The following is a 24,365-nucleotide window of genomic DNA, read 5'->3' as shown; positions in this document are numbered from 1 at the left end:
TGGGAGAAGGAGGTGAATCCCTCTCGCCAGAGATGTTAGCCCACACGGGGCGGCCAGGTGTCCTCCCGGGTCGCACGGTACGGTCCGACCCGGGAGGAGACATCAGCGCGGCCAGGCGAACGCCTCGCCGACGGTGGCCGCGAGTTCGAGGTAGGCGTGCCGGGTGGCCGGAGCGAGTTGGTCGAGGTCAACCTCCGCCCCCTCCTCCAGGTGGGAGTCCCACGGGACCTGCACCACTGCACGGCAGCGCGATCCGAAGTGGTCCTCAAGGCGCTGCAGATCCACACTGGACTTGCCGCCGGTGCGCACCATGGACAGCACCACGACGGCACCGCGCACAAGGTAGCCGAACTCATGCGCCTCCAACCAGTCCAGCGTGGCCGAGGCGCTGCGCGCTCCGTCCACCGAAGGGGTGGAGACCAGCACGATCTGATCGGCCAGGCCCAGTACGCCCTTCATCGCCGAATGCAGCAACCCCGTCCCGCAGTCGGTCAACGTGATCGAGTAGAAGTGCTCCAGCAGCCGGCACACCTCGCGGTAGTCGGCCTCGCTGAACGCCTCCGAGACCGCAGGGTCACGATCGGATGCCAGGACCTCCAGCCTCGACGACGCCTGCGACGTGAACCCGCGGATATCGGCGTAGCGCTGGATCAGTTCCTTCTCGTTGAGCAGGTCCCGAATGGTCGCCGCAGTCTCCAACCGCAGCTTGTCCGACAGGGTTCCGCGGTCAGGGTTGGCGTCCACCGCCAACACCCGGTCTCCGCGCAGCGACGCCAACGTCAACCCCAGTGCCACACTCGTGGTGGTCTTGCCGACGCCTCCCTTCAGGCTCAGCACCGCCACTCGGTGGTGCCCGCCCGCCACGTGCGTGCGTGCCCGCGCCATGAGCTCGCGCCGGCGCAGTTCGGCCGGGGACTCTCCCGGGTGAACGAGGCCGAACGTCGCCGAGTGCAACGCCTTGCGCCACCCTGCGCTGGGGGGCTGGCGGCGTCCCCGGACCAGAGTGTCGGCCTTGAGCGCCTCGGCGGTCTCGGGCAGCCTCGGACGCGGATCGAACCCCGGCTGTTCGACCGGAGCATGGTCCGTTCCCCGACCGGGCCCGGTCGGGGAACGCCCCGGCCCGGTCTGCGGACGCTGCTCGGGTCCGGGCGGGGAGAGCACGCCGTCCCGATCGGAGGGCGGCACACGGGGGGCTTCCTGTACGGGCTCGGGCTTCTGCGGAGCCTGCCGCGGAGGGCCCGCGGACTCTACGTGCTGGACAGGGGGTTTCGGTCCGTCCTGCTGCTCGACCCGTTGCGGTGGTGCAGGCGGCGGGGGAGGAGTTGCGCTCCACTCCGTTACCGGAGGCTGCTGGCCCGGTGACGTCAACGTCCGGGGGCTGCCGGCCTTGGGCAGCCGGTAGGGCTGGGCGTCCAGGGGCGGCAGCGGTTCGGGTTCGGGGAGTTCATCGGACCAGGGCTCGGGTGCCGGCCGTGCCTGGTTGCGGGCATGCCCGCCGCCGTCGGACTCGTCAACCGCCGACGACGCCCCCCGTCCGTTCGGCGGCAGCGGGATGACGTCGGGCGGTTGCTCCAAGGGAAAAGGTTTTTCGGCCGGTGCCGGGGGCCGGGGACGCTGCTCGGGTGCGGGATGCTCCTGCCGCGGAGGCTGGAGCGGGGGCGGCGGCAGCGGGACCGGATCACCGGTCGGCGCGGGCGGGGCGACGTTGGGCTGGGACTGGGATTCGGACGGGGGCCGGGCCGGGGGCGGCGGGGGAAACGCGCCCGACCGGTCGCTGTTCGGCTGTGCGTAGGGCGGCGGCGGGGCGATGGGGCCCGAGTCGAACCCGTCTCCGAACCACTGGTCGGCGGGCGAGGGCTGTTGCCCCTCCGCAGGCTCGGTGCCCTCCTCACGGGCGGTGCCGGCTTCGGGCGCGTCGTCGTATTCCCGACGCAGCGGACGAGCACCGGCATGCTCCGAACCGTCGTGCTCTCTGTATGCCACCGCGGTTCTCCTCAGGACGCTTCAAGGACCAACTGTACGAACGTCTTCATTGACGACCGGCCGGGCCTCTCACCCTGGCCACATCGGACAGTCGAGTCAACAACGATAAAACTACCGGTCAAGGAATGAGAAGAGGATCAGCGGCGGCGATCGCCCCTGCAAGCACGTGAACCGGTGTGGAGCGTCTCGACTGGGTAGCGTCATGGGCATGCGAGCGATTGTGATCAGAGAGCCCGGTGGTCCCGACACTCTCGATTGGGCCGAGGTCCCCGATCCCGAGCCCGGCCGGGGGGAGGTCGTCGTCGAACGTCACGGCAACCGCCGCGAACCGGGCCGACATCAGTCAGCGTGAAGGCAACTATCCGCCACCGCCCGGCGCCTCGCCCTACCCGGGTCTGGAATGCTCTGGTCGGATCAACGCGCTGGGCCCCGGAACCGAGGGCTCCGGCTGGCGGGTGGGCGACGAGGTATGCGCCCTGCTCAGCGGGGGTGGCTACGCCGAGCGAGTCGCTGTTCCCGTCGGCCAACTGCTGCCGGTGCCGGCAGGGGTGGACGCGGTACACGCCGCGGCACTGCCGGAGGTGGCGTGCACCGTCTGGTCCAATCTGTTCATGACGGCCGGTCTCACCAGCGGCGACAGCGTCCTGGTGCACGGCGGCGGCAGTGGGGTCGGGACCTTCGCGATCCAGCTCGCGCATGCGCGCGGCGCGCGAGTGCTCACTACAGCGGGCAGTCCCGAGAAATTGGCGCGCTGCCGCGAACTCGGCGCCGACGTGGGGATCGATTACCACACGGAGGACTTCGCCGCCCGGGTCAAGGAGGAGACCGGCGGCGCGGGGGTGGACGTCGTCCTGGACATCATGGGCGGCGCCTACCTGGACGCGAACGTGCGCTCGCTCGCGGTCGGCGGCCGACTCGTGGTCATCGGGCTGATGGGGGGCGCCAAGGCGGAGCTCAACTTGGGCAGGATGCTGGTCAAACGGCTGTCCGTGCACGCCACTTCCCTGCGCTCGCGCAGGCCGCAGGAGAAGGCCGCCATCGTCGCCGAAGTGGCCCAACAGGTATGGCCCCTGATCGAGAAGGGGGCGATCCGGCCTATCGTGGACCGCACAGTTCCCCTTCGAGAGGCGGCACAGGCGCACCGCATCATGGAGTCGAGTGAACACGTGGGAAAGATCGTGCTCACCGCCCGGTGATCGTCCAGGTCGCAATCCGCCCATTCGCGCACAGCCGCAAGGTGAGAGTAATGAACAACGGATACCGCAACGAAGAAGAGCAGCCGCAGGTCCTGGTGCTGGGGCCGAACGGGTCGGCGGACGAGAACGAGGACGGCTCCGGCCAGGAACCCGAGGAACGCCCGATCACCGAGATGGTCGAGCAGCCCGCGAAGGTCATGCGGATCGGCAGCATGATCCGTCAGCTCCTCGAAGAGGTCAAGGCAGCCCCGCTGGACGAAGCCAGCCGGGTACGCCTCAAGGAGATCCACTCCAGTTCGATAAAGGAGCTGGAGGACGGCCTGGCACCGGAGCTGGTGAGCGAGCTGGAGCGGTTGTCCCTTCCGTTCACCGAGGGATCGACCCCCAGTGACGCCGAGCTTCGTATCGCCCAGGCACAGCTGGTGGGGTGGCTCGAAGGACTCTTCCACGGCATCCAGACCACGCTGTTCGCCCAGCAGATGGCGGCCCGCGCGCAGTTGGAGAACATGCGCAAGGCGCTTCCCGCGGGTATGGCGCCGGGTGGCCCCGAGGACGAGGTGCTGGGCGGCCGCTTGCCGGGTGGAGGGTCGGGCCCCTACCTGTAGGGGCAACGACGACGGCGCCGGCCTCTTCGCGAGGGGCCGGCGCCGTCGTTTCGGCTATTTCTTGACGGGCTCCAGTACGTCCCGGCCCACGAAGGGACGCAGCGCCTCGGGGACCACTACGGAACCGTCCTCGCGCTGGTGGTTCTCCAGGATGGCCACGATCCAACGGGTGGTGGCCAGCGTCCCGTTGAGGGTGGCGGCGAACCGGGGGCGTCCCTCGGCGTCGCGGTAGCGGATGTTCAACCGCCGTGCTTGGAAGTCGGTGCAGTTGGAGGTGGAGGTGAGCTCCCGGTAGCGGCCCTGGGTGGGCACCCACGCCTCGCAGTCGAACTTGCGTGCCGCGCTCGTACCGAGGTCGCCACCGGCGATGTTGACCACCCGGTAGGGCAGCTCCAGCTTGTCGAGCATCTCGCGTTCCCAGGCGAGCAGCCGCTGGTGCTCTTCGTGTGCCTGGTCGGGATGGGTGTAGACGAACATCTCGACCTTGTTGAACTGGTGGACCCGGATGATGCCGCGGGTGTCCTTGCCGTAGGAGCCCGCCTCGCGGCGGAAGCACGACGACCAGCCGACGTAGCGGCTGGGCAGCGCGTCCGGGGCCAGGATCTCCCCCGCGTGGTACCCGGCCATGGGGACCTCGGAGGTCCCCACCAGGTAGAGGTCGTCGGCGGGCAGGTGGTAGACCTCCGCGGAGTGCTCACCGAGGAAGCCGGTGCCCTCCATGGTCTCGGGCTTGACCAGAACCGGGGGGATCATCGGGGTAAAACCTGCGGAGACGGCCTGCTGCATGGCCATGTTGAGCAGACCGAGTTCCAGCATCGCGCCGACGCCGGTCAGGAAGTAGAAACGCGCACCCGACACCTTCGCGCCGCGGTCCATGTCGATGGCGCCGAGCATCTCGCCCAGTTCGAGGTGGTCGCGGGGGGTGAAGTCGAAATCGCGCGGGGTACCGACCTCCTCGACGACGACGAAATCGTCCACACCGCCCTCGGGCGCGCCTTCCTCCACCAGGTTGGGGACCGCGGTCAACAACGCCACCAGTTCGCCCGAGAGCGCCTCTGTCTCGGCCTCGGCCGTCTTGACGTCGTTGGACAGCGCCTTGGCACGCTCCAGCAGGGGGGCGCGCTCCTCGGCAGAGGCCCGGGACACGGACTTGCCCATGCTCTTCTGCTCGGCGCGCAGCGACTCGAAGCGCGTGAGCGCGGCGCGGTGCCGCGAGTCCAGGTCGAGCAGGCGGTTGACGACGGAGTCGTCTTCGCCGCGGGCCCGCTGCGAGGCGCGCAGGCGGTCAGGGTCATCCCGAAGAGCACGAAGGTCGATCACCTGAGCAGGCTACCGGGCATGCGCCACCCGGGGCACCTCGTATTCCCGCCCTCCTCGTCCCCGATGGCCGGATCAGGTCCGTGGGGCGGGGAACGGTCGGCGCGGGGAGGTCGTCGAAAGAAGTCCCGGAAGCAGCGTCATAGATCCGGGGACGCTCCGTTGGAGCGGTTACCGGTCGGGCCCCAGAGGGGGCGGGCCCGACCGGAGAGGGCAGAACCGCCGTTGAGGCGGGGTGGGAAACGGGGGGAACGAGAATGGCCAGCACCTGGCTGACGAAGCCGCTGGGATCGATGACCGCCAATGAACTGGCGGAGGCGCTGGCGGTCCTGGAGCGGACCGCGCCCGACGACACCGCGCTGAGAACCGCGCTGAGGCGCGAGCTGTCCAGAGCGGCCGGGGAGGACTGGATGTTCGACGTCGCCTGACCGTCCTTCGTTCCCGTCGGGTATGCGGCCGAGTTTCCTGACGTCCGGGTCAACACGGGCGAGGTCGCCGGGCCCATTCATAGCGGCGCATCGGGCGTGCGACGGCCCGGCCGGTGTGCCCCAGGCCCGAGCGGCCACCGGTATGGGCAGGCCCCACCAGCGGAGGAGGCGGCGTTCGCCCCGGGACGGGGTCCGAGCGGGTGATCGGCGTGGGCGGCCGGGTTTGTCGAGCTCCAGTGAGGCTGCCGACGTGGGTCAGGCGCGTTGGCGTGGGCGACGGGGTGCCCAGAGCCTTCCGGTTCGGTGGAACTGTCGCAATCCACACCGACGTCGAAGGCCCCTTCGCACGTGCCACCCGGGTCGGGTGTCACCAACCTCAATGGTCAGCGCACTGGGTCGTTCTTCGTCGTTGGGACGCTCGGCGTGGCCCCATCCAGTCGCCCAATTGGCGTCCATGATCCCAACCTCCATACTGATAATATCATCATTACTGATTTTTACCCACGAATGTGGGATGCGCCTGCCCTTGGAGAGACCGGTCATGGATAAGCGAGAAGTTGGCGACGCATCCGAGGGGCCTGGCGAGGCCGCGGAGCGAGGCGGGCGCACTCACTCGACACGGCGGTCCTTTTTGAAGCGGGTGGGCAAGGGCGTGCTACTCGTGAGCGCGGGCGCCGTCGGCGGGCAGGCCGTGGGGCCTCTCCTGCGACCGACGGAGCCGGGGCGGGTGGAGTTCCCGACCGCGGGCCCGGTTCGCATCGACGATGTGACGGTCGTTGACCCCCTGGATGGAACCCTTGCCGCGGGGATGTCGATCCTGGTTCGTGGCGGACAGGTCGAGTCGGTGGTGCCGACGGAAACGGTCCGGGCCGAGAGGGGCGTACGTGTGGTCGCCGGGGCGGGACGGTTCGCCGTACCGGGTTTCAACGACATGCACACTCACGCGTTACAGGCGGACCGCCCGGCGTTGGCGCTGGCGACGATGCTCGCCGAGGGGGTCACGGGGATGCGGCAGATGGAGGGCTCGGCGGAGATGCTGCGGCACCGGGCCGAACAGCGTCTGTCCTTGACACCGCGGGCGCCTGGGCTGCTGGCCATGCCGGGAGAATTGCTGTTGCCCTTCAACGCGCTGTCGGCCGAGGAGGCCCGCAGTGAGGTCGCTCGGCAGTGGGACCAGGGCGCGGACTTCATCAAGATGATCATGACGGAGCGGGAGGCGTTCTTCGCCGCGGTGCACGCAGCGCACGAGCACGGGCTGCGTATCGCCGGACATCTGCCGCCGTCGGTCAAGATCGACGAGGCGGCCAGAGCAGGGTTCGACTGCGTCGAACACCTTGGCACGAGCACCAACGTGTGGATCTCCTGTTCCCGGGACGCGGACGCCCTCTGGGAGGAGAAGGCCGCCGGCCTGTCGGAGCCTTCCTGGGTGGCCGGGCTGCCCTACGCCGGTGACATCTACATGGCGGCGATGAAAGGGGCTCTGACCGGAAACGCCTCCAATACCGCGAGCGAAGAGGACCTTCGTCTACTCGCCCGCGCTTTCGACAGCTTCGACCAGGACCGTGCGCGGGACTTGGCCGCGGTCTTCGTCGAGAACGGCACGTGGCAGTGCCCGACGCTGGTCCGCCTCCGTTCGAAGTATCTCGCTGACGACACCGTCTACCGGGACGACCCGTGGTTGAAGACCATGACCGTCGAAGCCCGGGAAGAGTACCTGTCCACCGTGGACGAGTTCGCGGCGCTTCCCGCCAGCACCCGGGAGACGTTCCGCCGCTATTACGAACACGCTGTCGAGACAGTGGGCATCTGGCATCAGGCGGGCGTGCCCATCCTCGCCGGGGCCGACGGTGCCGGCCGCGGTGTGGGGAGCTCGATCCAGCTCGAGTTCCGGGAGCTGGCCAAGGCCGGGCTCTCACCGCTGGAGGTGTTGCGATCGGCGACGACCGCCCCGGCGCGCTATCTTGACCGCACCGGCCAGATGGGACGAATCGCGGCAGGGATGGACGCCGACCTGGTACTGCTCGACGCGGACCCGCTCGCGTCTGTGGAGAACCTGGCCTCGATCTCGCTCGTCGTGCGCGCCGGGCACCCTTTCACCGCGGACGAGCTCGCGAACCACATCGACGAGTTGGCGGACCAGGACATCGACCGGTCCGCGCTCAACATCCCGGCGATGTCCCTCGACGGCTGCTGTTCCCGGTAGTGGCACAACCGGAATATCCGACAACAGGCCAGGGTGACCGCGGGTAATGTCGCCGCGTTCCACCACGCGACGGATCGGATCACCGATCTGTCGCGTACCAGGCACTGGAGTGCCGGTGACCGGACCGACCACGCTGGCATCCCGGGCGACCGCGACCGACCCGGGTGGCCACCTCGCCTAGACCGAGCTGCGACCTGTCGGCCACCGGCGCGACGCGGTCGCCCCGAACGTGCCGTGCCGGCTGTGGAGGCGTGGCTCACTGAACCGACTACCCCGTGATGTCGGGCAGTGCGGTGGTGGACAACCGTCGCGCTTCGGCGCGGGGGATGCCGAGCATGCGCAGTAGGTGCTCGGCAAGGTGGTCGTAGGCGGTGTCGTCGTCGAAGTCCGGGTCCGTCAGCGACAAGTGCAGTGCACCCAGCAACGCGCCGGCCACGGTGGCCAGTGCCAGCTTCGGGTACGGAGTGTGGAAGCGTCCCGCTTCGACACCGGCGATGATGTCGCGCAGGGCGCGGGAGGCCAGCCCGCGATCGGAGTCGAGGTAAGCCACACCGTGGCGCACCATGACCTGGGCGACTTGTGGTTGCCTGCGGGTGAGGCGTCCGACGAGTCGGATGGACTGGGCCAAGGTTGCGGCCGGATCGCGCTGTTCGAGGGCGAGCTGATCCAGTTGGGTCCCCATTTCCTCCAGAACGTTGATGACCGCAATGTCAAACAGTTCCGTCTTGGTGGAGAAGTGGTTGTAGAAGGAACCGAAACCGACGTCAGCGGCGTCGGTGATGTCCTGAATGCTCGCCTGGTGGGCAGTGCCGTCGGCGAGCATGGCCCGGGCCGCGTCGAGGAGCTTACGCCGGGTGTGTGCTTTGCGACGCTCTAGGCGGGTCCCAGTGCCCGCGTGGGTTGCGGCCATGCTCGAATGATACCGGCCATGACATGACTGATGAAGGCATCACCGCTTTTGACGCTCGTGACGTCACAAGTGATTTTTCATCAGCCGAGGGTTTTCGGGCGGCCCAAGGGAGCGGTCACGCGTCTCGCTGTCCCCTGTGCTCCGGGTGAGGTGCCGGCGTCCGACGAGGGGAACATCCCGGACGGACCGACAGTCCTGTGGTGAAGGTGGTGGATCCGGTATGGCTGCTGGTGTCCGAGATTCCGGCCGCCGACGTCGGCAAGGTATTTCAAACCGGTGTTGCGGATCGATGCCGCCCGCCGCCGCTGGCCAGCCCCGCCAGGCACCCACCCCGCACGCCGCGCGGCCGGATCCGGTCCCGGACCCGACGGGAACCACGCCGTCCCCGCGAGTGTCCGTTCCCACCGGAAGTGGTTGAGCAACGCTTGAGCGTCACCGACCGACGCCTCGCCCACACGTCGGCCGGACCGGTGCCGCCTCGGCCTGCCCGACTCCAGGTTGCGTCGTCCCACCGCCGACAGTGCGCGGTTGCCCGCCGGTCCCGTCCCATCGGGCCGCCTTGGCCGAGGAACGAGCCCACAGCCGCACCTCAGGAGCCGAGAGGCGGGAAGCGTTCCGGGGCTGGTTGCACCAGTACGACCACCGCCGTTTCCGCACGGCGACCAGCGGCCCTCCTGCCGTATCCAAGCTCTCGGGCCAGTGCGTCTAGGCGACCGCTCCCGCACGGATTCGCGCCAGCCACTGTTCGGCGGCAAGGAAGTCCGCGTTGCTCGTACCTCCGCGGGGGAGCAAGGGAGTCAGCTCGGTGTCGGCGTCGGCGCGCGGGTAACTGCCGAGGAAGCGGACCTCGCGGCAGACACGGCGCAGTCCCATCAGGGCCTCCCCCACCCGCGCCTCGGCCACGTGGCCGTCTGCGTCGATGCAGAAACAATAGGTCCCCAGTCCGTCACCGGTCGGACGCGACTCCAGCCGCGTGAGGTTCACCCCGCGGACCGCGAACTGGTTGAGCAGGTCCACCAAGGCACCGGCGTGGTCGTCGGGGAGGAAGGCGACCAAGGAGGTGCGGTCGGCTCCGGTCGGCTCCGGCAATGCGCCGGGGCGGCGCAGGTACACGAACCGGGTGGCGGCGTCAGCGCGGTCCCCGACTCCGCTGACCAGTGAGGCAAGGCCGTAGCGTTCTCCCGCGAGACGCGCGGAGATCGCGGCGTCGTAGGGCGCTCCGGGCTCGGAGACCGCCTGGGCCGCGGCTGCGGTGGAGGAGACGGTGAAGGTGTCGGCGTGGGGCAGGTTGGCCGCGAGCCACCCCCGGCACTGGGCGAGCGCGTGGGAGTGGGTGGCCACGCGTTTCACGTCGGACAGCATGGTGCCCGGGCGGGCGAACAGCGTGAACTCCACCGGGACGGCGACCTCTGCCCCGATCAGCAGCGGATCGCCGTTGATGAGTTCGGCGATGGTGGCGGTGACCCCGCCCTCGACCGAGTTCTCCAACGGGACGGCGCCGCCGTTGACCGCACCGCCCCGGACCGCCGAGAAGACCGCGTCCACCCCGCTGCACGGAACGAGGCTTCCCGCAGGGGCGTCGGGCATGAGCATACGCAGGGCGGCTTCGGTGAACGTACCCTCGGGGCCCAGGTAGGCATAGGTCTTCGGCATGTACAGCAGGTTACTCGGAATCGGCTCAGGTACCGGGGCGACGGTCCGGGCGCTACCGCGCTCACGCCTGGGCGTTCTCCGTGGACGGTCGGGCCGGCTCCTCGTCCTGGACCGGCTCCCGGGGGGAGGCGATCGAGACCGACGACACCGGTTCTGCCGGTTCTGCGGACATCGAACCGCCTGGACCCTGGCCCAGACGTGCCGCACGGATGGCGCGGTATTCCTCCGGGGACAGCGCCTCGGTAGCGGATCCGCCCTCCACGATCTTGGCGTAGGTCCGGGTCTCGGTACGGCCGTTGATGGACGTGAGCACGACACCGTCTCCGGCGGTGTTGAGCATGGCCAGGGAGAAGGACCGGGCGCCCGACATCTCCTCCAGGGCGTCGTAGCGGACGATCCCCACGTCGCGGATGGAACGCACGTCGATGCCGCCACCGGTGTCGGGGAGCATCCGCTGGACGACGCTGCGGCAGTCCTCGACAACCGTACGCGTACGCAGGAACGCCAGGGCGCCGAGCGCGAGAGCACCGGCTGCCAGGAGCAGAGCGATCAGAGTCAAGATGATTGAGAGCACCCTGCGAGCGTAATCGCCACGATGCGCTGTCGCGTGGATACTTTCAGTGTTTTTCGTCGTGGCGTCGCCGGAGCCGGCTGGGCCGTGCAGGGGACACGCCTCGGAGACGGTCGCCCACGCGACGTATTCCGCGGCGCGCCGCGGGGACCAGCTCGCGGGCCGCGAGCGCCCTTCCCACCTCGGCGAACTGACGGGCGCGATGCAGTTGGGCGCGCAGATCGGTGCCGGTGGCCCGGTGCTCCATCTGCACCTCGACCTCCTGGACCGTGTAGCCCCTGTGCAGGAGGTCGATGGTCAGTCCGGTCTCCACGCCGAACCCGGCGGCCAGGGGGAGGGCCGCCTCGAATGCCGAGCGGGTCAGACAACGCTGCCCGTTGAGCGGCTGTTCGGCCTCCCAGCCGGTGGCGCGCCGGATTCCGTCTCGGGCCAGGCCGACGACGAAGCCGTGCCCGCCGAGGCGGGTACGACCGGCCGGGAAGAGCGCGATCGTCATGTCGGCTTTCCCTGCGCGCACCGGGTCGAGCAGTGGCGCGGCCTCCGCGGCGGTGACGCCGAGATCGGCGTCCAGGAACAGCAGGTGGCGCGGGTCGGAGGCGACTCCGGAGGCGGCCTCGTGCTCCTCGACCAGCCGCACGCCCTCAGCACCGGTCTCCATGGCCGCGCCCTTGCCGCGGTTGCGGCCATGCCGGAAAACGCGGGCTCCGGCTTGCGTCGCCACGGCCGCAGTGTCGTCGGTGGAACCGTCGTCCACGACGATGACGAGGTCCGCTCCGGGCAGGCCGCTGGCGGCGCGAACCGTTGCGGCGATCCGCTGCGCCTCGTTCCTAGCCGCGATGACGACCGCGACGCGGCCGTGCCCGTCCGCCCCTGAGGGAGAAGACACGCTGCCTCCCCTGTCTCTACTTGGCGGCTGCGGTACCCACGGTGGCGCCGAGCGCGTTGACCGAGTCGTGAACGGTGAAGACCGAGTCCAGACCGGTGATCTCCAGGATCTTCATCACCGCTGGACGCGGGGCCACCAGTTCGAGGTCGCCGTCCTTCTCCCGGGACCTCTTCATGGCCGACAACAGAACGTTCATGCCGGTGGAGTCGCAGAACTCCACCCGTGACATGTTCACGACGAGCCTGGTGGCCCCGTCGTCCAACGCGTTGACGAGCTCACTGTGCAAAAGCGGCGCTGTGTAAAGGTCAATCTCACCGCGAACGGCAACCAGTGCGTGATCGGCCTGAGACTGACTTGAGATCTTCAACTCCACAGTCGTGACTGTAGCGGTCACCGAGGGCCCTGGCCACTTAGGTGGCGGTGTTTCGCCGCACCACTGTCGAGCTCCGTGGTCAACGTTCACGGAACGGACTTTTTTCTCACGTTCCAGCGGTGCGGGAACGAGGAACCACACCTGCTGGGGCGGTCGAGAACACCGCGGTCAGATCGGGGATGACGGCGTCGCCGCGGACGGCTTTGGCGACCGGAATGTCGATGACCGCCCACACTGTCGTCGTCTCACCGTCCACTTCGGTCCCCCACTTGGCCGCAAGGTGCTGCACGATGCCCAATCCCCGACCGCCGAGGGCGGAACGGGAGGGATGCGCGACACGCGGCAGGGTGTCGGCGCCCCCGTCGCACACCGAGATCTCCACCCACCCACCCGTCGGGGTCTCGGGAGACTCGACGACGATGTTCCAGGAGACCTGTACGGAGTCCGGAGGAAACGGCGGCGGCAACGGGCCCGCATGCCTCAAGGCGTTGCTGAGAAGTTCGCTGATGATGAGCGCGGCGTCCTCCACCTTGGAGGTAGCCACCCCTGATTCGTGCAGGTCGGTACACAGGTGCTGACGCGCGGTGGTGACACTCGACGGCACATGTGGCAGCAGTACGGCCCTCGACACGTCCTTCTCCCGTTCCCGAGCGTGCTGATCCCCGCGGGCACCGGGCGCTGATCCGGTTGCGCGAAGGTCGCGGTGCGGACACGCCCTTGCTTGTCTGATCTGGTTGTCGCTTCGGCCGAGAAGCGCCCTGAAATCAAATCCCACCAGGGCCGAAATGCCCGGTTGGAACACTATGGAAACCCGCATCCGGGTCTCGATCAACAGCCGCCCATCGCTTCATCCCACCCGGACCATCTCACCGAAAGCACAGGTCAAGTCCTTCCCGGGCCTCCGGGGACACTCAATTGACGGACTGTAAGGTGAATCTCATCCGCGTTCCTCCGGGGTCGTCGGCGTGCGCAGTGACGTCCCCTCGCTGCTCTCTGGCCAATCGCCGGACGATGTAGAGGCCCAAGCCGATCCCGCCGAACCTTCGGCGGTCCCCCACGTCCAACTGCACGAAGCGTTCAAAGATCCGCTCCGTGTCAGCCGGCTCGATTCCCACCCCCTCGTCCCGCACGGTCACGGCAACCAGACCGTCTTCCTCCGCCGCTGAGACCGTCACCCGCCCTCCGTCGGGGGAGTACTTGAAGGCGTTCTCCAGCAGTTGGCTGATCACCATGTCGCTGGCAGCCGGATCGCCGTACACGTCGGGCAGTTCCTCGGGCAGTTCCAGACAGAGTTCGTGCTTGTCCGAAAGCGAGGCGAAGGCGGTCATCGCGCGCCGCAGCGGCTCCCGGACGTCGAAGACCCCGTTGCGCACCACCAGGCTCCCGGTTCCGGCCTGCGACCCCAGCAGCAGATTGTTCACCAACCGGGTCATCGTCTGCGCGCGATCGGCGATCGTACCGACGTGCTCGTGGCGCTGGAGGTCGTCCATCTGGTCCCAGTGCCGGTCCAGCGTGGTCGAGAGCCCCTGCACCACGGTCAGGGGGGTGCGCAGTTCATGGCCGGCGGTGGCGAGGAACAGGTCTTTCTGCTCCTCCAGTGCCTTGGCCGGGGTGATGTCGCGAAAGTCCACCACCCGCTCCTCACTTCCGGTGATGTCCGCGAGGAGGATCTCCAGCCAACGTCCGCTCTCCATCCGGTGCTTGACCAGTTGCCCCCGGACCACCGGAAGCGGGAACGGCGGCGGCCTGCCGACCACATCGGTGAACGCGTACCCCGTGAGCTCGGCGGCTGCCCGGTTCCATTTGCGCACCCGACCGGAATGGTCGAGCACCGAGATCCCGTCCGCGCTGGCGTCCACGATCGCCTGTTCGTGGGCACGCTGGCGGACCATCTCCTGGTAGGCCATGGCGTTGCCCAGCGCCACACCGGCGTGCGCGGCCATCAACTCCAGCAACTCCAACTCGATGTGTCCGACCTTGCGCCTGCTGTAGAGCGCGTACAGCGCACCGTAGGGACGACTCTGCACGTTGGACACGCCCAGGGCGATCGTGTGCAGCCCTTCCAGGTCCGACCAGATGAGGTCGCTCAACGTCCTGGTGTCGTCGGTGGCCAGGAGCACCGTCTTTCCACTCGCGAGCAGTTCCCCGAACAGGCTCGCCCGCAGCGAAGCCTCGAATCCGCGCAGGTGGGCGGAGAGGCCGGTAATACTCACGAGGCGCAGGCTGTTGCCCTGGATCAGCGCGAATCCACCTGCGTCGGCGCCGGTCAGCTCGGTGAGGCAGTGAACGATGCGGTCGAGGATGTCGTCAACGTGAAGATCGGCGTTGATGTCGCCCATGACGTCGGTGAGGCGACGCACCAGCTGCGCGCGCTCGGTCATGTGCAGTTGTTCGAGCTCGATCTCGGAAGCGGTGACCGTGTGCTGGTGGAGGACGCACACCCAGCCGACCATCCGCCCGTCGTCACCGTTGAGCCGGTTGTAGCTGGACCGTACGTCGAGGTGTTCCCCGCTGCGGGTGACCCGAACGGTGGTGAGGGACATCGGCGTGCCCAGGCGAACGCGTTCCAGCACCGCGTGGTACTCGGCCATGCGCTCGTCGGGCACGATCGGGGCCTGACGCCCCAGCACATCGGCGAGGGTCCAGCCGAACATGCGCTGCGCGCCCGGATTCCACTGCACGACCCGCATCTTGTCGTCCAGGACCACGACCGCGTCGGCCACTGAGGCCAACACGGCCTCTGCGTTGAAGGCTGCCGGCTCGAAGCTCACCACGTCATAGTGCCATTTCGGGCCTCGTCTGGGGCAGGTGAACGCCGAAGGTCGGGGCAATTAGGTGGCCGCGACACATCAACGTCGTCACCGCACCGCCGCGTCGGAGCGGCGAACCAGCCCTGCCGTGTCATCCTGTGCTGTGTCGGGCGGGACCGGCGGAAGGCGGGACGAACGTGATGCGGACCTGGCGAGAAGGCTGGAACGACCGGATCGCCGCGACCGAGGACGCAGATGCCGTGGATCGTGACATCGACGCTCTGATCAACGCGGTCTCCGCGGTACCCCCGGGAATGGTGCGACGGCCACAAGTGGCCCCGAGAGAGATTCCGTTCGATGTCGTGTCGGGGACCGCCGAAACACCGGTGGGCTTCCTTTCGTTGGCGCTGACCCCGCGCGGCCTCGTCTCGTGCTCATTCGACTCCGAGGACACAGTCCTCCCCCGGCTGGCACGCGCGGTGTCACCCCGGATCGGGCCGCACGACGCCTGGCTGGAACCGGTGCGCCAGGAACTCAACGCCTATTTCGAAGGCCGGCTGACGGCGTTCACCGTTCCGCTGGACCTCCGACTCACCAGCGACTTCGGTCGGGTGGTCCTTCGGTCCCTCCTGGACGTGCCCTACGGATCGACGACCTTCCACACCGACCTGGCAGCCAGGATCGGACGGGCAAGCGCTACCAGGGCCGTGGCCAACACGCTGGCCACCAATCCGCTCTGCCTGTTCCTGCCCTGCCATCGGGTCGTACCGCCGGACTACCCCGGGGAATGCGGCCCCTACACCGGTGGTACCGCTGCCAAGCAGTACCTGCTGCGTCTGGAACGGGAACGGCGCAGTCCCAAGACCCCGGCGTTCTAGACGACCGCGGGCTCCGCACCCGTCTCACTGACCATGGGGCGCCCGGAGAGCGCCCAGGCACTCATACCGCCGGCCACGTTGGCGGTCCGCCACCCGGCGTCGTTGAGCGCCTGCACGGCCTGGGCGGAGCGGCCTCCGACCCGGCAGATGACGTACACCTGGACGTCGCGGGGAACCTCGGCTGCCCGCTGGGACAGCTCGTTCAGGGGAATGTGCACCGCCTCCGGCGCGTGGCCCGCGCGCCACTCGTCCTGCTCCCGGACGTCGAGGAGATAGCTCCCATCGGGGACCGCGTTGACCCCGACCACCGGAACGCTTGAACCGAACACCGCCACACTCCTTCGTCACCATCCGTCGTATACGGGTCACCAACGGGAACCACGGGGCTCCGAGGGACGTCCAACAGGTTATGCGCAAGCACATCCCGACGACCCAGCTGACTCCGATCGCACTGCTCGCGACTGTGGGTTTCCTCGTCACGGGCTGCGGTGAAGGGGTCACCGAGGTCAACGTAGACGACCAGCCGTCCGGCTCCCCCTCTGCGGGCGCCGGCGCGGACCGCGCCGAAACCGAACTGACCATCACCCTGTCCACCGATCCCGATGCCGGCGACGAACCCGGCCTCGACGGCTTCACCCCTGGTACCTGGACCCTGACCTGCGCCCCGGATGGAGGCGACCACCCCGATCCGGCCGCCGCGTGCGCGGCGCTGGCCTCCGCAGGCACAGAGGCGTTCCAGCCCGTACCCGATGGCCAGGTATGCACCTTTATCTACGGTGGCCCGGAGACAGCCACCGTTGTCGGCCATGTGGGCGACACCGAGGTGGACTCCGAATTCAGCAGGGCCGACGGTTGCGAGATCGACCGCTGGGAATCGCTGGCACCAGTGCTGACTCCGGCCACGACCTGAGAAAAGGAACCAACAACGCGTGAGGCCCCGACCCTTTTCCGGGTCGGGGCCTCACGGCGAAGAAACAACTTGTGGGCGAGGAGGGATTTGAACCCTCACATCCTTTCGGACACACGGACCTGAACCGTGCGCGTCTACCGTTCCGCCACCCGCCCGAGTGACATTCACTTATACTGTCGCCTGGTCCGGCCGCTCCTTCGAGCTGCTCCCTGGCGACGAGTTAAAGGTTAGCACGATCGCAACCCTGGTCGTGCACGGCCGAAGTGCCTCCGCGCAGGCCCCCAAGGGCGGCGGTGAAGCAAAGGACACGCTTGCCCGGATACGATCGTCTACATCGGGACGTGGAGTAAGGGAGGTAGCTCGTGGGAGTGCTCCAGCGCTTCGAGCGCAGGCTCGAAGGGATGATCGAAGGCACCTTCGCGCGGGCCTTCAAGTCGGAACTCCAGCCCGTCGAGGTCGCCAGCGCGGTCCAACGGGAGATGGACGAGCGCGCGGCCATCGTGGCGCAGGGCCGCACCCTGGTGCCCAACGACTTCGTCGTGGAACTGGCCGGCTCGGACAAGGAACGACTTGAGGTCTACTCGGACAGCCTCGGACAGGAGCTGTCCAAGCTGGCGCGTGAGTACGCCACAGAGCAGGGGTACTCGTTCGTGGGACCGGTGCGCGTCCGTTTCGACGCCGCCGACGACCTGCAAACCGGAAGATTCCGGATCCGCTCGGGAGTCATCCGCGGCACGACGGTGGACCCGGTCGGCGGCGGAATCCGTCAACCGGTCAGCGACCACCCGCGGCACGACGACGCCATGCGCGGCCACCCGCGGTTGCTGCTGTCACCGGGCGGCGCAACCGTCGAGGGCAACCTCGCCTCCCACGGCGCGGAGCAGGCATATGAGCTCAACGCTCAGGTGACGCTGCTCGGCCGGGGGACCGACTGCGATCTTCGCCTGGTGGACAACGGAGTCTCTCGACACCACGCTGAGATCCGAGTCGAGGACGATGAGGCAGTCCTCGTGGACTTGGGTTCCACCAACGGAACGTTCGTCAATGGCCAGCAGGTCAAACGCACGCGCCTGTCGGACGGGACCCGGATCAGCCTCGGCAGGACGACAATGACGTTCCGCCGGGACTGAGAACAAACGCAGTAGAACAAGCATCAACAGGGGCGAGGCCCGCGACCACGAAACCCGTGGGTCTGCGGGTTTCGCCCATCGCCGTATCGATCGACTCAAGTGCCGACATCCCCAGCCCAACCGGGAATTTATCCCAAATGCTTGACCAATCGGGCACAATTACCGGGTCCAATGGGTTCACTCGGCTTCCTCGAGGCGGTAGGCACGGTTCACGCGAACACGACGCGCTGGCGGAGCCACCACCGCTGACCCAGCCGGAGCACGACAGGGGCTGAAGAGCACTTCAATGTCCGACTTGACCCTCATGCTGATCAAGCTCGCGTTCCTCGCGGTGCTGTGGCTCTTCGTGATCATGGCGGTCGGAGTGATCCGTACCGACCTGTTCGGTCCCGCCACCAGCAAAGCGAAACGCAGCGGCGGTAGCGCCCGGCCCGAGCCACGGCGCGCCAAGCCCGCACCCCGAGGCCGCCGCAACGAGCCCCGTTCCCTGGTCGTAACGAAGGGCCCGCTCGCCGGGACCACACTCGACCTCTCCTCCCAGCCGATCACGATCGGCCGTGCCAAGGACGCGACACTGGTCATCAGTGATGACTACGCCTCCGGTCGCCACGCCCGGATCTTCTCCGACAACGGCCGCTGGATCGTCGAAGACCTCGGCTCGACGAACGGGACCTACCTCGGTCAGAACCGCCTGACCCGCCCCCAGCCCATCACCGTCGGACAGCCCATCCGCATCGGCAAGACCGTTCTGGAACTACGCAAATGACAATCGCACTCCGCTACGCGGCGTACTCAGATGTCGGCTGCCTTCGCGAAGGAAACGAAGACTCCGGCTACGCGGGCCCCTACCTGCTCGTGGTCGCCGACGGGATGGGCGGCCACGCCGGCGGCGAGATCGCCAGCGCACTCGCGGTCTCCTCGCTCATCCCGCTGGACGACGACGTCCCAGGCAGCGAGATGGTGCAGTCGCTGGAAGCCGCCGTGGACAACGCCAACGACGCACTCGCCCAAAAGGTCCGCGAGGAGCCCCGGCTGGAGAACATGGGGACCACGCTGACCGCCATGCTGTGGTCGGGTGCGCGGGTCGCACTGATCCACGTCGGCGACTCCCGCGCCTACCTTCTGCGCGGCAACGAGTTCCACCAGATCACGCACGATCACACCCTGGTCCAGACCCTGGTCAACGAAGGCAAGATCACCGAGGACGAGGTGGCCACGCACCCGCAGCGCTCGCTGCTGTTGCGCGCCATCCAGGGCCAGGGCCACGTCAACCCGGACGTGTCCGTGCGCGAGGCGCAGGTCGGCGACCGCTACCTGCTGTGCTCCGACGGTCTCTCCGGCGTGGTCAGCAAGGAGACCATCCACGAGACCCTTGCCACCGAGGCCACGCCCGAACGCGCCGCCCGACGTCTGATCGACCTCGCCAACCGCGGCGGCGGGCCGGACAACATCACGGCGGTCATCGCCGATGTCATCGACACCGCGACCGACCCGCACGGGCCGACCACCGACGCCACGACCGTGGGCGCCGCCGACCAACGCCGCGAACCGCCGATGACCCCCGACACACCGGCGGGACGGGCACAGGGGCTCACCCGGAACACGGCCGCCGGCGGGGCCAGCGACACCGCCGAGATGGACCGGATCCCCGCCTACGAATCCGATGACAGCTCCGAGCCACGCCCGCGCACCAGGCGCTGGTGGCCGATGGTCCTGACATTCCTGGTGCTGGTCGCAATCGTGGCCGGCGCCGGTTTCTATTTCGGCAACCAGTTCCTGAGCAATCAGTACTTCGTCGGCCCCAGCCAGGACGGCGACGAGGTCTCGATCTACCAGGGCATCAACACCGACGTCGCCGGCTACAGCCTGGCCGAGGAGGCCGAGCGCACCGGCATCCCCTTGGCCATGCTGCCCGAGACCCAGCGCGACGCCGTGCAACGGACCATTCCGGTGGAGAGCCGCGCAGAGGCCGAGACCCGCGTGGCGGAAATGCGCGAGGTGTTCGAGGGCTGCCAGGCCGACCCCGACTCCTGCGGCCTCGACGTCGCCGACGGCAGCGGCGCGGCGGCCACCACGGAGGCGACACCGGACGCCGCCTTTCCCTCCGCACCGGCCCCGGATACGGAGGGCACGCCATGAGCGAAGGACTGACGACCGCCCTTCCCCCGGTCAAGCGGCGCAACGCCGAGCTCGTGATGCTGCTCCTCGCAATCGGCATCACGATGTTCGCGATGATCTCGGCCGGCCTCGCCTACACCGGTGAGCTGCCGCCCAGCCTCTTCATGTACGCGGTTCCCTTCGCGGGTATGGCGCTGCTGGCGCACGTGTTCATCCGCTTCTTCGCCCCCTACGCCGACCCGCTGCTGCTGCCGCTGGCGACGCTGCTCAACGGGCTGGGAATCGCGATGCTGTGGCGCATCCTCGACGCTCCCCAGTTGGTGCCCGAGTTCGCGTCGGAGGGCGCGACCGAAAGCTCCATGACCCAGTTGATGCTGACCGCGGGCAGCATGGTGGTGTTCGCGGGGATCGTCTTCTTCCTGAAGGAACCGCGCACGCTCCAGCGCTATCCCTACCTGATCGGGCTCGCCGCGGTCGTCCTGCTGCTCCTGCCGCTCCTGCCGGGCCTCGGGTTCTCGGTCAACGGCGCCCGGCAATGGATCAACCTGGGGTTCACCAGCCTTCAGCCCTCGGAGTTCGCCAAGATCGCCCTGGTGATCTTCCTGGCCGGCTACATGGTCACCAAGCGCGACGTGCTCGCCCTGGTCAGCAAGCCGATCAAGATCGGGCCGATCAAGGTCCTGGAGCTGCCGCGGATGCGCGACATGGCGCCGATGGCCGCCATGTGGGGCTTCTGCATCATCGTCCTGGTCATCCTGATGAACGACCTCGGCACCTCGCTCCTGCTGTTCGGCACCTTCCTGGCGATGATCTACGTCGCCACGCAACGGTCCTCCTGGATCATCCTGGGTCTGACCGCGTTCTTCGGCGCCTGCGCCCTGCTGTACCCCTTCGTGCCGCACTTCCGGGTCCGGATGATCACCTGGCTGGACGCCTTCAACCCCGATGTGTACTGCTCCGACGCGGTGATGGCCTCGGCTGACGAGGCGTTCTGCAAGGTCTCGGGGACCAGCCAGCAGCTTGTCGGCGGACTGTTCGCGATGGGCGAGGGCGGCATCCTGGGCGCAGGACTCGGCGGCGGAGAGGTCCGCGGCATCATCGAGGTGCAGAACGACTTCATCTTCACCGCGTTCGGCGAAGAACTGGGCCTGACCGGTGTCATGGTGATGCTGATGGCCCTGGCCCTGCTCGCTCAGCGCGGAATGCGCATCGCGCTGGCCTCGCGTGAGCTGTTCGTCAAGATGTTCGCCTCCGGCATCTCCTTCCTCATCGCCTTCCAGACCTTCGTCGTCATCGGCGGAGTCACCCGCGTCATCCCGATGACGGGTGCGACCATCCCATTCGTGGCCAAGGGCGGATCGGCCCTCCTGTCGAGCTGGATCATGCTCGCCCTCCTGGTCCGGATGAGCAACAACGCCCGCAAGCCGGCCCCCGTGGCCATCCAGGACGAGGGCGCGACCCAGGTGATCTCCCGATGAACAAACCCATCCGCAGACTCGCTCTGTTCTCCCTTGCACTGTTCGGCGTCCTGCTGCTCAACGTCACCTGGATCCAGGCGGTCCAGGCCCAGTGGCTCCAGGACCACGAGTTCAACCGCCGGGGTGCAGCCGAACAGTTCCGGGTCCCCCGAGGCCCGATCCTCGTCGCCAACGAACAGATCGCCTACTCCGAGCTGATCGAAGGCAGCACCCAGTACCAGCGGTTCTACCCGGCCGGCGATCTCTATTCGCACCCGGTCGGCGTGTTCAACCCCTTCGGCCCCTACGGGGTCGAGCGGGCGGAGAACTCCTTCCTGGACGGTTCCGACAACCGCCTGCTGGTGCGCAACTTCCTGGACACCTTGACGGGAAGCGAGCAGAAGGGGGCCACCGTCGCCCTCACCCTCAACCCCGACGCCCAGCAGGCGGGGTTGGAGGCGATCAAGAACAACAGCCCCAGCGGCAAGGGCGCGGCCGTGGCGCTGGACCCCTCGACCGGTGCGATCCTGGCCGCGGTGTCGATTCCGAACTACGACCCGGCCGCCGTCTCCGACATGAGCGACACCACCAAGTCCGTCGAGACCTGGGACTCTCTCAACAGCAACGAGAACAAGCCGCTGCTGAACCGCGCGTTCAACGAGCTGTACCCCCCCGGCTCCACCTTCAAGGTGGTGACCGCGGCCGCGGCCCTGGAGAACGGCGAGACGATCGACAGCACGATCGACGCACCCGAGACTCTGGAGATGCCCAACGGCGGCCCGGCGCTGCCCAACGCGTTCGGCAGCGCCTGCAACGGCGGGGCCCCCGATTCCATCGCGCACTCGCTGGAACGCTCCTGCAACACCTCGATGGCCAATTGGGCGCTCAAACTGGGCGGCACCGCGATGACCGAGCAGGCACAGGCGTTCGGCTTCGACAGCGGACTCCCCGGTGTCCCCGTCCCGGTCGAGGACAGCCACTACCCGCCGCCCACCGACGACAACGACCTGGCCCGCTCGGGGATCGGCCAGGGCAGCGTGCAGGCCACGCCGCTGCAGATGGCCATGGTCGCAGGCGGTATCGCCAACGGCGGCCAGGTCATGAAGCCCTACATGGTCAGCGAGGTCTTGGGCCCCGATGCCGCGGAAATCGCCTCCACCAGCCCCGAGGTCTACAGCCAGGCGGTCAGTTCCAGCACCGCCAACCAGCTGACCGAGGCGATGATCCTGGTGACCGAGGGTGCCGAGGGCAGCGGTACCGGTGGGCAGATCCCGGGCATCCAGGTGGCCGGCAAGACCGGAACCGCGGAGGTGTCCGGGGCACAGACCCACAACTGGTTCATTTCTTTCGCTCCCGCCGACGACCCCCAGGTCGCGGTGGCCGTCGTGATCGAGAACGGTGGCGGCAGCGGTGGCACCCTCGCCGCTCCCGTCGCCAAGGCGATCATGGAGGCAGTGATCAACGAGTGAGCGGAAACGACGCCTCCGGTGGCCGGCCCCTCACCCGGGCCGGCTCCCTCCTGAGCAACCGATACCGCCTTGAGGAGCAGATCGGCGCGGGTGGCATGGGCGAGGTGTGGCGGGCGACCGACACACTGCTCAGCCGTCCCGTGGCCGTCAAGATGCTGCACACGGCGCAGATGGGCGAACCCATCTCCCGACAGCGCTTCCGGACCGAGGCCCAGATCACCGCGGCACTGTCCCATGCCGGAATCGCACAGGTCTACGACTACGGCGAGCAGGACGACACCGCGTTCCTGGTCATGGAACTCGTCCCGGGCGAGTCGCTGTCGACGATCATCAAGCGCAACCCCGGTTTCGACGCGGACACCGCCCTGGATGTCCTGTGCCAGGCGGCTCAGGCGCTCGCGGCCGCGCACGCCCGCGGAATCGTGCACCGCGACATCAAACCCGGCAACCTTCTGGTGACCGAAGAAGGCTCGGTCAAGCTGACCGACTTCGGCATCGCCCGGGGCAACGAGTCGGTGACGCTGACCCAGACCGGCATGGTCATGGGCACAGCTCAGTACATCTCGCCCGAGCAGGTCTCGGGCAGGCCGGCCACCCAGGCCTCCGACATCTACGCCCTGGGGGTCGTGGCCTATGAGTGCCTCGCCGGGCGCCCTCCGTTCACCGCGGACACCCCGTTGGCCCTGGCATTGATGCACACCCGCGAGGCGCCGCCGCCGCTGCCCGAATCCGTTCCCACCTCGGTGCGCGAACTGGTGGAGTGGCTGCTGGAGAAGGATCCTGACGCCCGTCCCGGCTCCGCTGCCGATGTCGCACAACACGCACAACGGTTACGCGCGGGAATCGACTCCACCGCGGCCACCGAGGCGCTGAACCTGAGCGGTTCCGCTCCGACGGTCCTGGCCGGAGCTGTGAGCGGTCCCATCACCTCCCCGACTACCGCCTCGTCCGGCTCTCAGACCGGACGAATCGCCTCGGAGCAGGAATGGTCACCGGCGGCCGTGGACGCCTCGGATAGGGTTGCCGAGGAATCCGCACCGAGCGGCCGCCCGAGCCGGTCCGTCGTCTTCGCGTTGGTCGCCACCGTCGCGGTGGTCGCACTCGGCGTGGTACTGGTATCGGCGCTGTGGAGGGGGAATGAGCCAAATGGCGAGATGACAGGCAGCAATTCCCCCGTGTCCGATACTTCTCCGTCAGTGTCTCCGAGCCCCGAAGAGGACCCTGACCCCAGCGGAGAGGTTCCTGCGCCCGGTGGCGGGGAAGCCCCGGTACCGAACGAGCCCTACGTTCCCGCGCCGCAGCCCAGCACTCCGGACACTGAGCTTCCCGAGTCCCAGCCCGAGACTCCTCCGGAACCCCCGGTCGAGGAGACTGAGACCGAACCGGAGGCTCCCGACGGCGGGGGCGACAACGGCGAAGAAGGCGGCGGCAATCCTGGGGGCGGCGGGGACGCCGGCAACAGTGGGGATGGCGTCAACCAGGGAGGAAACTCCAGAGGCTTCACGCTACCGATGACCCGATAGCGACC

The 24,365-nt window shown here is 68.2% G+C and carries 21 protein-coding genes, 1 tRNA gene and 1 pseudogene; 12 read left to right on the top strand and 11 right to left on the bottom strand.

Going from position 1 to position 24,365, the window contains the following annotated elements:
• Window positions 1-102 precede the first annotated feature (102 nt).
• Window positions 103-1,983: a MinD/ParA family ATP-binding protein gene (locus AC0VYP_RS00295; protein ID WP_475472020.1), complete on the bottom strand. Its 1,881-nt coding sequence runs from the start codon at window positions 1,981-1,983 to the stop codon at window positions 103-105.
• Window positions 1,984-2,191: 208 nt separating this feature from the next.
• Here AC0VYP_RS00295 and AC0VYP_RS00290 point away from each other — a divergent pair.
• A pseudogene (locus tag AC0VYP_RS00290) lies at window positions 2,192-3,179 on the top strand (NAD(P)H-quinone oxidoreductase).
• A 50-nt stretch (window positions 3,180-3,229) separates the two neighbouring features.
• A complete protein-coding gene (locus tag AC0VYP_RS00285) occupies window positions 3,230-3,784 on the top strand; it encodes a bacterial proteasome activator family protein (RefSeq protein ID WP_285761392.1) in 555 nt (184 codons plus the stop codon).
• Between the two features lie 54 nt (window positions 3,785-3,838).
• Here AC0VYP_RS00285 and serS read toward each other — a convergent pair whose 3' ends face one another.
• On the bottom strand, window positions 3,839-5,104 hold the full coding sequence (gene serS, locus AC0VYP_RS00280) for a serine--tRNA ligase (RefSeq protein WP_475472019.1): 1,266 nt from the start codon (window positions 5,102-5,104) through the stop codon (window positions 3,839-3,841).
• Between the two features lie 254 nt (window positions 5,105-5,358).
• Between serS and AC0VYP_RS00275 the strand changes: the two genes are divergently transcribed.
• Window positions 5,359-5,529 (top strand): hypothetical protein, encoded by a 171-nt coding sequence (locus AC0VYP_RS00275; protein ID WP_285761394.1) that lies wholly within the window; start codon window positions 5,359-5,361, stop codon window positions 5,527-5,529.
• Window positions 5,530-6,256: 727 nt separating this feature from the next.
• Window positions 6,257-7,732 (top strand): amidohydrolase family protein, encoded by a 1,476-nt coding sequence (locus AC0VYP_RS00270; RefSeq protein ID WP_285761395.1) that lies wholly within the window; start codon window positions 6,257-6,259, stop codon window positions 7,730-7,732.
• A 268-nt stretch (window positions 7,733-8,000) separates the two neighbouring features.
• Here AC0VYP_RS00270 and AC0VYP_RS00265 read toward each other — a convergent pair whose 3' ends face one another.
• The 7 genes from AC0VYP_RS00265 to AC0VYP_RS00235 all read right to left on the bottom strand — a co-directional run bounded on the left by AC0VYP_RS00265 (window position 8,001) and on the right by AC0VYP_RS00235 (window position 14,899).
• Window positions 8,001-8,642: a TetR/AcrR family transcriptional regulator gene (locus AC0VYP_RS00265; RefSeq protein ID WP_475472018.1), complete on the bottom strand. Its 642-nt coding sequence runs from the start codon at window positions 8,640-8,642 to the stop codon at window positions 8,001-8,003.
• A 705-nt stretch (window positions 8,643-9,347) separates the two neighbouring features.
• Complete coding sequence (pheA, locus tag AC0VYP_RS00260; RefSeq protein WP_475472017.1) at window positions 9,348-10,295, bottom strand: prephenate dehydratase; 948 nt, start codon at window positions 10,293-10,295, stop codon at window positions 9,348-9,350.
• A gap of 61 nt (window positions 10,296-10,356) precedes the next feature.
• Window positions 10,357-10,854, bottom strand: a complete 498-nt coding sequence (locus AC0VYP_RS00255; protein WP_475472016.1) for a DUF4446 family protein — start codon at window positions 10,852-10,854, stop codon at window positions 10,357-10,359.
• Window positions 10,855-10,912: 58 nt separating this feature from the next.
• Complete coding sequence (locus tag AC0VYP_RS00250; protein ID WP_475472015.1) at window positions 10,913-11,752, bottom strand: glycosyltransferase family 2 protein; 840 nt, start codon at window positions 11,750-11,752, stop codon at window positions 10,913-10,915.
• Window positions 11,753-11,768: 16 nt separating this feature from the next.
• Entirely contained in the window at window positions 11,769-12,125 is a 357-nt protein-coding gene (locus AC0VYP_RS00245; protein ID WP_475474126.1) for an STAS domain-containing protein, read from the bottom strand.
• Window positions 12,126-12,231: 106 nt separating this feature from the next.
• Window positions 12,232-12,729, bottom strand: a complete 498-nt coding sequence (locus tag AC0VYP_RS00240) for an ATP-binding protein (RefSeq protein ID WP_475474124.1) — start codon at window positions 12,727-12,729, stop codon at window positions 12,232-12,234.
• A gap of 307 nt (window positions 12,730-13,036) precedes the next feature.
• Window positions 13,037-14,899, bottom strand: a complete 1,863-nt coding sequence (locus tag AC0VYP_RS00235) for an ATP-binding protein (protein ID WP_475472014.1) — start codon at window positions 14,897-14,899, stop codon at window positions 13,037-13,039.
• Window positions 14,900-15,075: 176 nt separating this feature from the next.
• Between AC0VYP_RS00235 and AC0VYP_RS00230 the strand changes: the two genes are divergently transcribed.
• A complete protein-coding gene (locus AC0VYP_RS00230; protein ID WP_285761403.1) occupies window positions 15,076-15,753 on the top strand; it encodes a methylated-DNA--[protein]-cysteine S-methyltransferase in 678 nt (225 codons plus the stop codon).
• Here AC0VYP_RS00230 and AC0VYP_RS00225 read toward each other — a convergent pair.
• A complete protein-coding gene (locus tag AC0VYP_RS00225; RefSeq protein ID WP_475472013.1) occupies window positions 15,750-16,082 on the bottom strand; it encodes a rhodanese-like domain-containing protein in 333 nt (110 codons plus the stop codon). The two genes, AC0VYP_RS00230 and AC0VYP_RS00225, sit on opposite strands and share 4 nt — an antisense overlap.
• 80 nt (window positions 16,083-16,162) lie before the next feature.
• Here AC0VYP_RS00225 and AC0VYP_RS00220 point away from each other — a divergent pair, with 80 nt between their 5' ends.
• Entirely contained in the window at window positions 16,163-16,663 is a 501-nt protein-coding gene (locus AC0VYP_RS00220; protein WP_475472012.1) for an SSI family serine proteinase inhibitor, read from the top strand.
• 72 nt (window positions 16,664-16,735) lie between these two features.
• Here the strand turns inward: AC0VYP_RS00220 and AC0VYP_RS00215 are convergent.
• Window positions 16,736-16,818, bottom strand: a tRNA-Leu gene (locus AC0VYP_RS00215).
• Between the two features lie 207 nt (window positions 16,819-17,025).
• Between AC0VYP_RS00215 and AC0VYP_RS00210 the strand changes: the two genes are divergently transcribed.
• The 6 genes from AC0VYP_RS00210 to AC0VYP_RS00185 all read left to right on the top strand — a co-directional run bounded on the left by AC0VYP_RS00210 (window position 17,026) and on the right by AC0VYP_RS00185 (window position 24,360).
• Window positions 17,026-17,793: an FhaA domain-containing protein gene (locus tag AC0VYP_RS00210; RefSeq protein ID WP_285761406.1), complete on the top strand. Its 768-nt coding sequence runs from the start codon at window positions 17,026-17,028 to the stop codon at window positions 17,791-17,793.
• A gap of 286 nt (window positions 17,794-18,079) precedes the next feature.
• Window positions 18,080-18,559, top strand: a complete 480-nt coding sequence (locus AC0VYP_RS00205) for an FHA domain-containing protein FhaB/FipA (RefSeq protein ID WP_285761407.1) — start codon at window positions 18,080-18,082, stop codon at window positions 18,557-18,559.
• Window positions 18,556-19,932: a Stp1/IreP family PP2C-type Ser/Thr phosphatase gene (locus AC0VYP_RS00200; protein WP_475472011.1), complete on the top strand. Its 1,377-nt coding sequence runs from the start codon at window positions 18,556-18,558 to the stop codon at window positions 19,930-19,932. The genes AC0VYP_RS00205 and AC0VYP_RS00200 overlap by 4 nt, the downstream gene beginning before the upstream one ends.
• A complete protein-coding gene (locus AC0VYP_RS00195; RefSeq protein WP_285761409.1) occupies window positions 19,929-21,389 on the top strand; it encodes an FtsW/RodA/SpoVE family cell cycle protein in 1,461 nt (486 codons plus the stop codon). Before AC0VYP_RS00200 ends, AC0VYP_RS00195 begins: the two co-directional genes overlap by 4 nt.
• On the top strand, window positions 21,386-22,837 hold the full coding sequence (locus AC0VYP_RS00190; protein ID WP_285761410.1) for a peptidoglycan D,D-transpeptidase FtsI family protein: 1,452 nt from the start codon (window positions 21,386-21,388) through the stop codon (window positions 22,835-22,837). Before AC0VYP_RS00195 ends, AC0VYP_RS00190 begins: the two co-directional genes overlap by 4 nt.
• On the top strand, window positions 22,834-24,360 hold the full coding sequence (locus tag AC0VYP_RS00185; RefSeq protein WP_285761411.1) for a serine/threonine-protein kinase: 1,527 nt from the start codon (window positions 22,834-22,836) through the stop codon (window positions 24,358-24,360). The genes AC0VYP_RS00190 and AC0VYP_RS00185 overlap by 4 nt, the downstream gene beginning before the upstream one ends.
• Window positions 24,361-24,365 lie beyond the last annotated feature (5 nt).

The organism is Nocardiopsis sp. iso_186, assembly GCF_056173365.1.
This window is presented reverse-complemented; position numbering and strand designations above follow the sequence as displayed.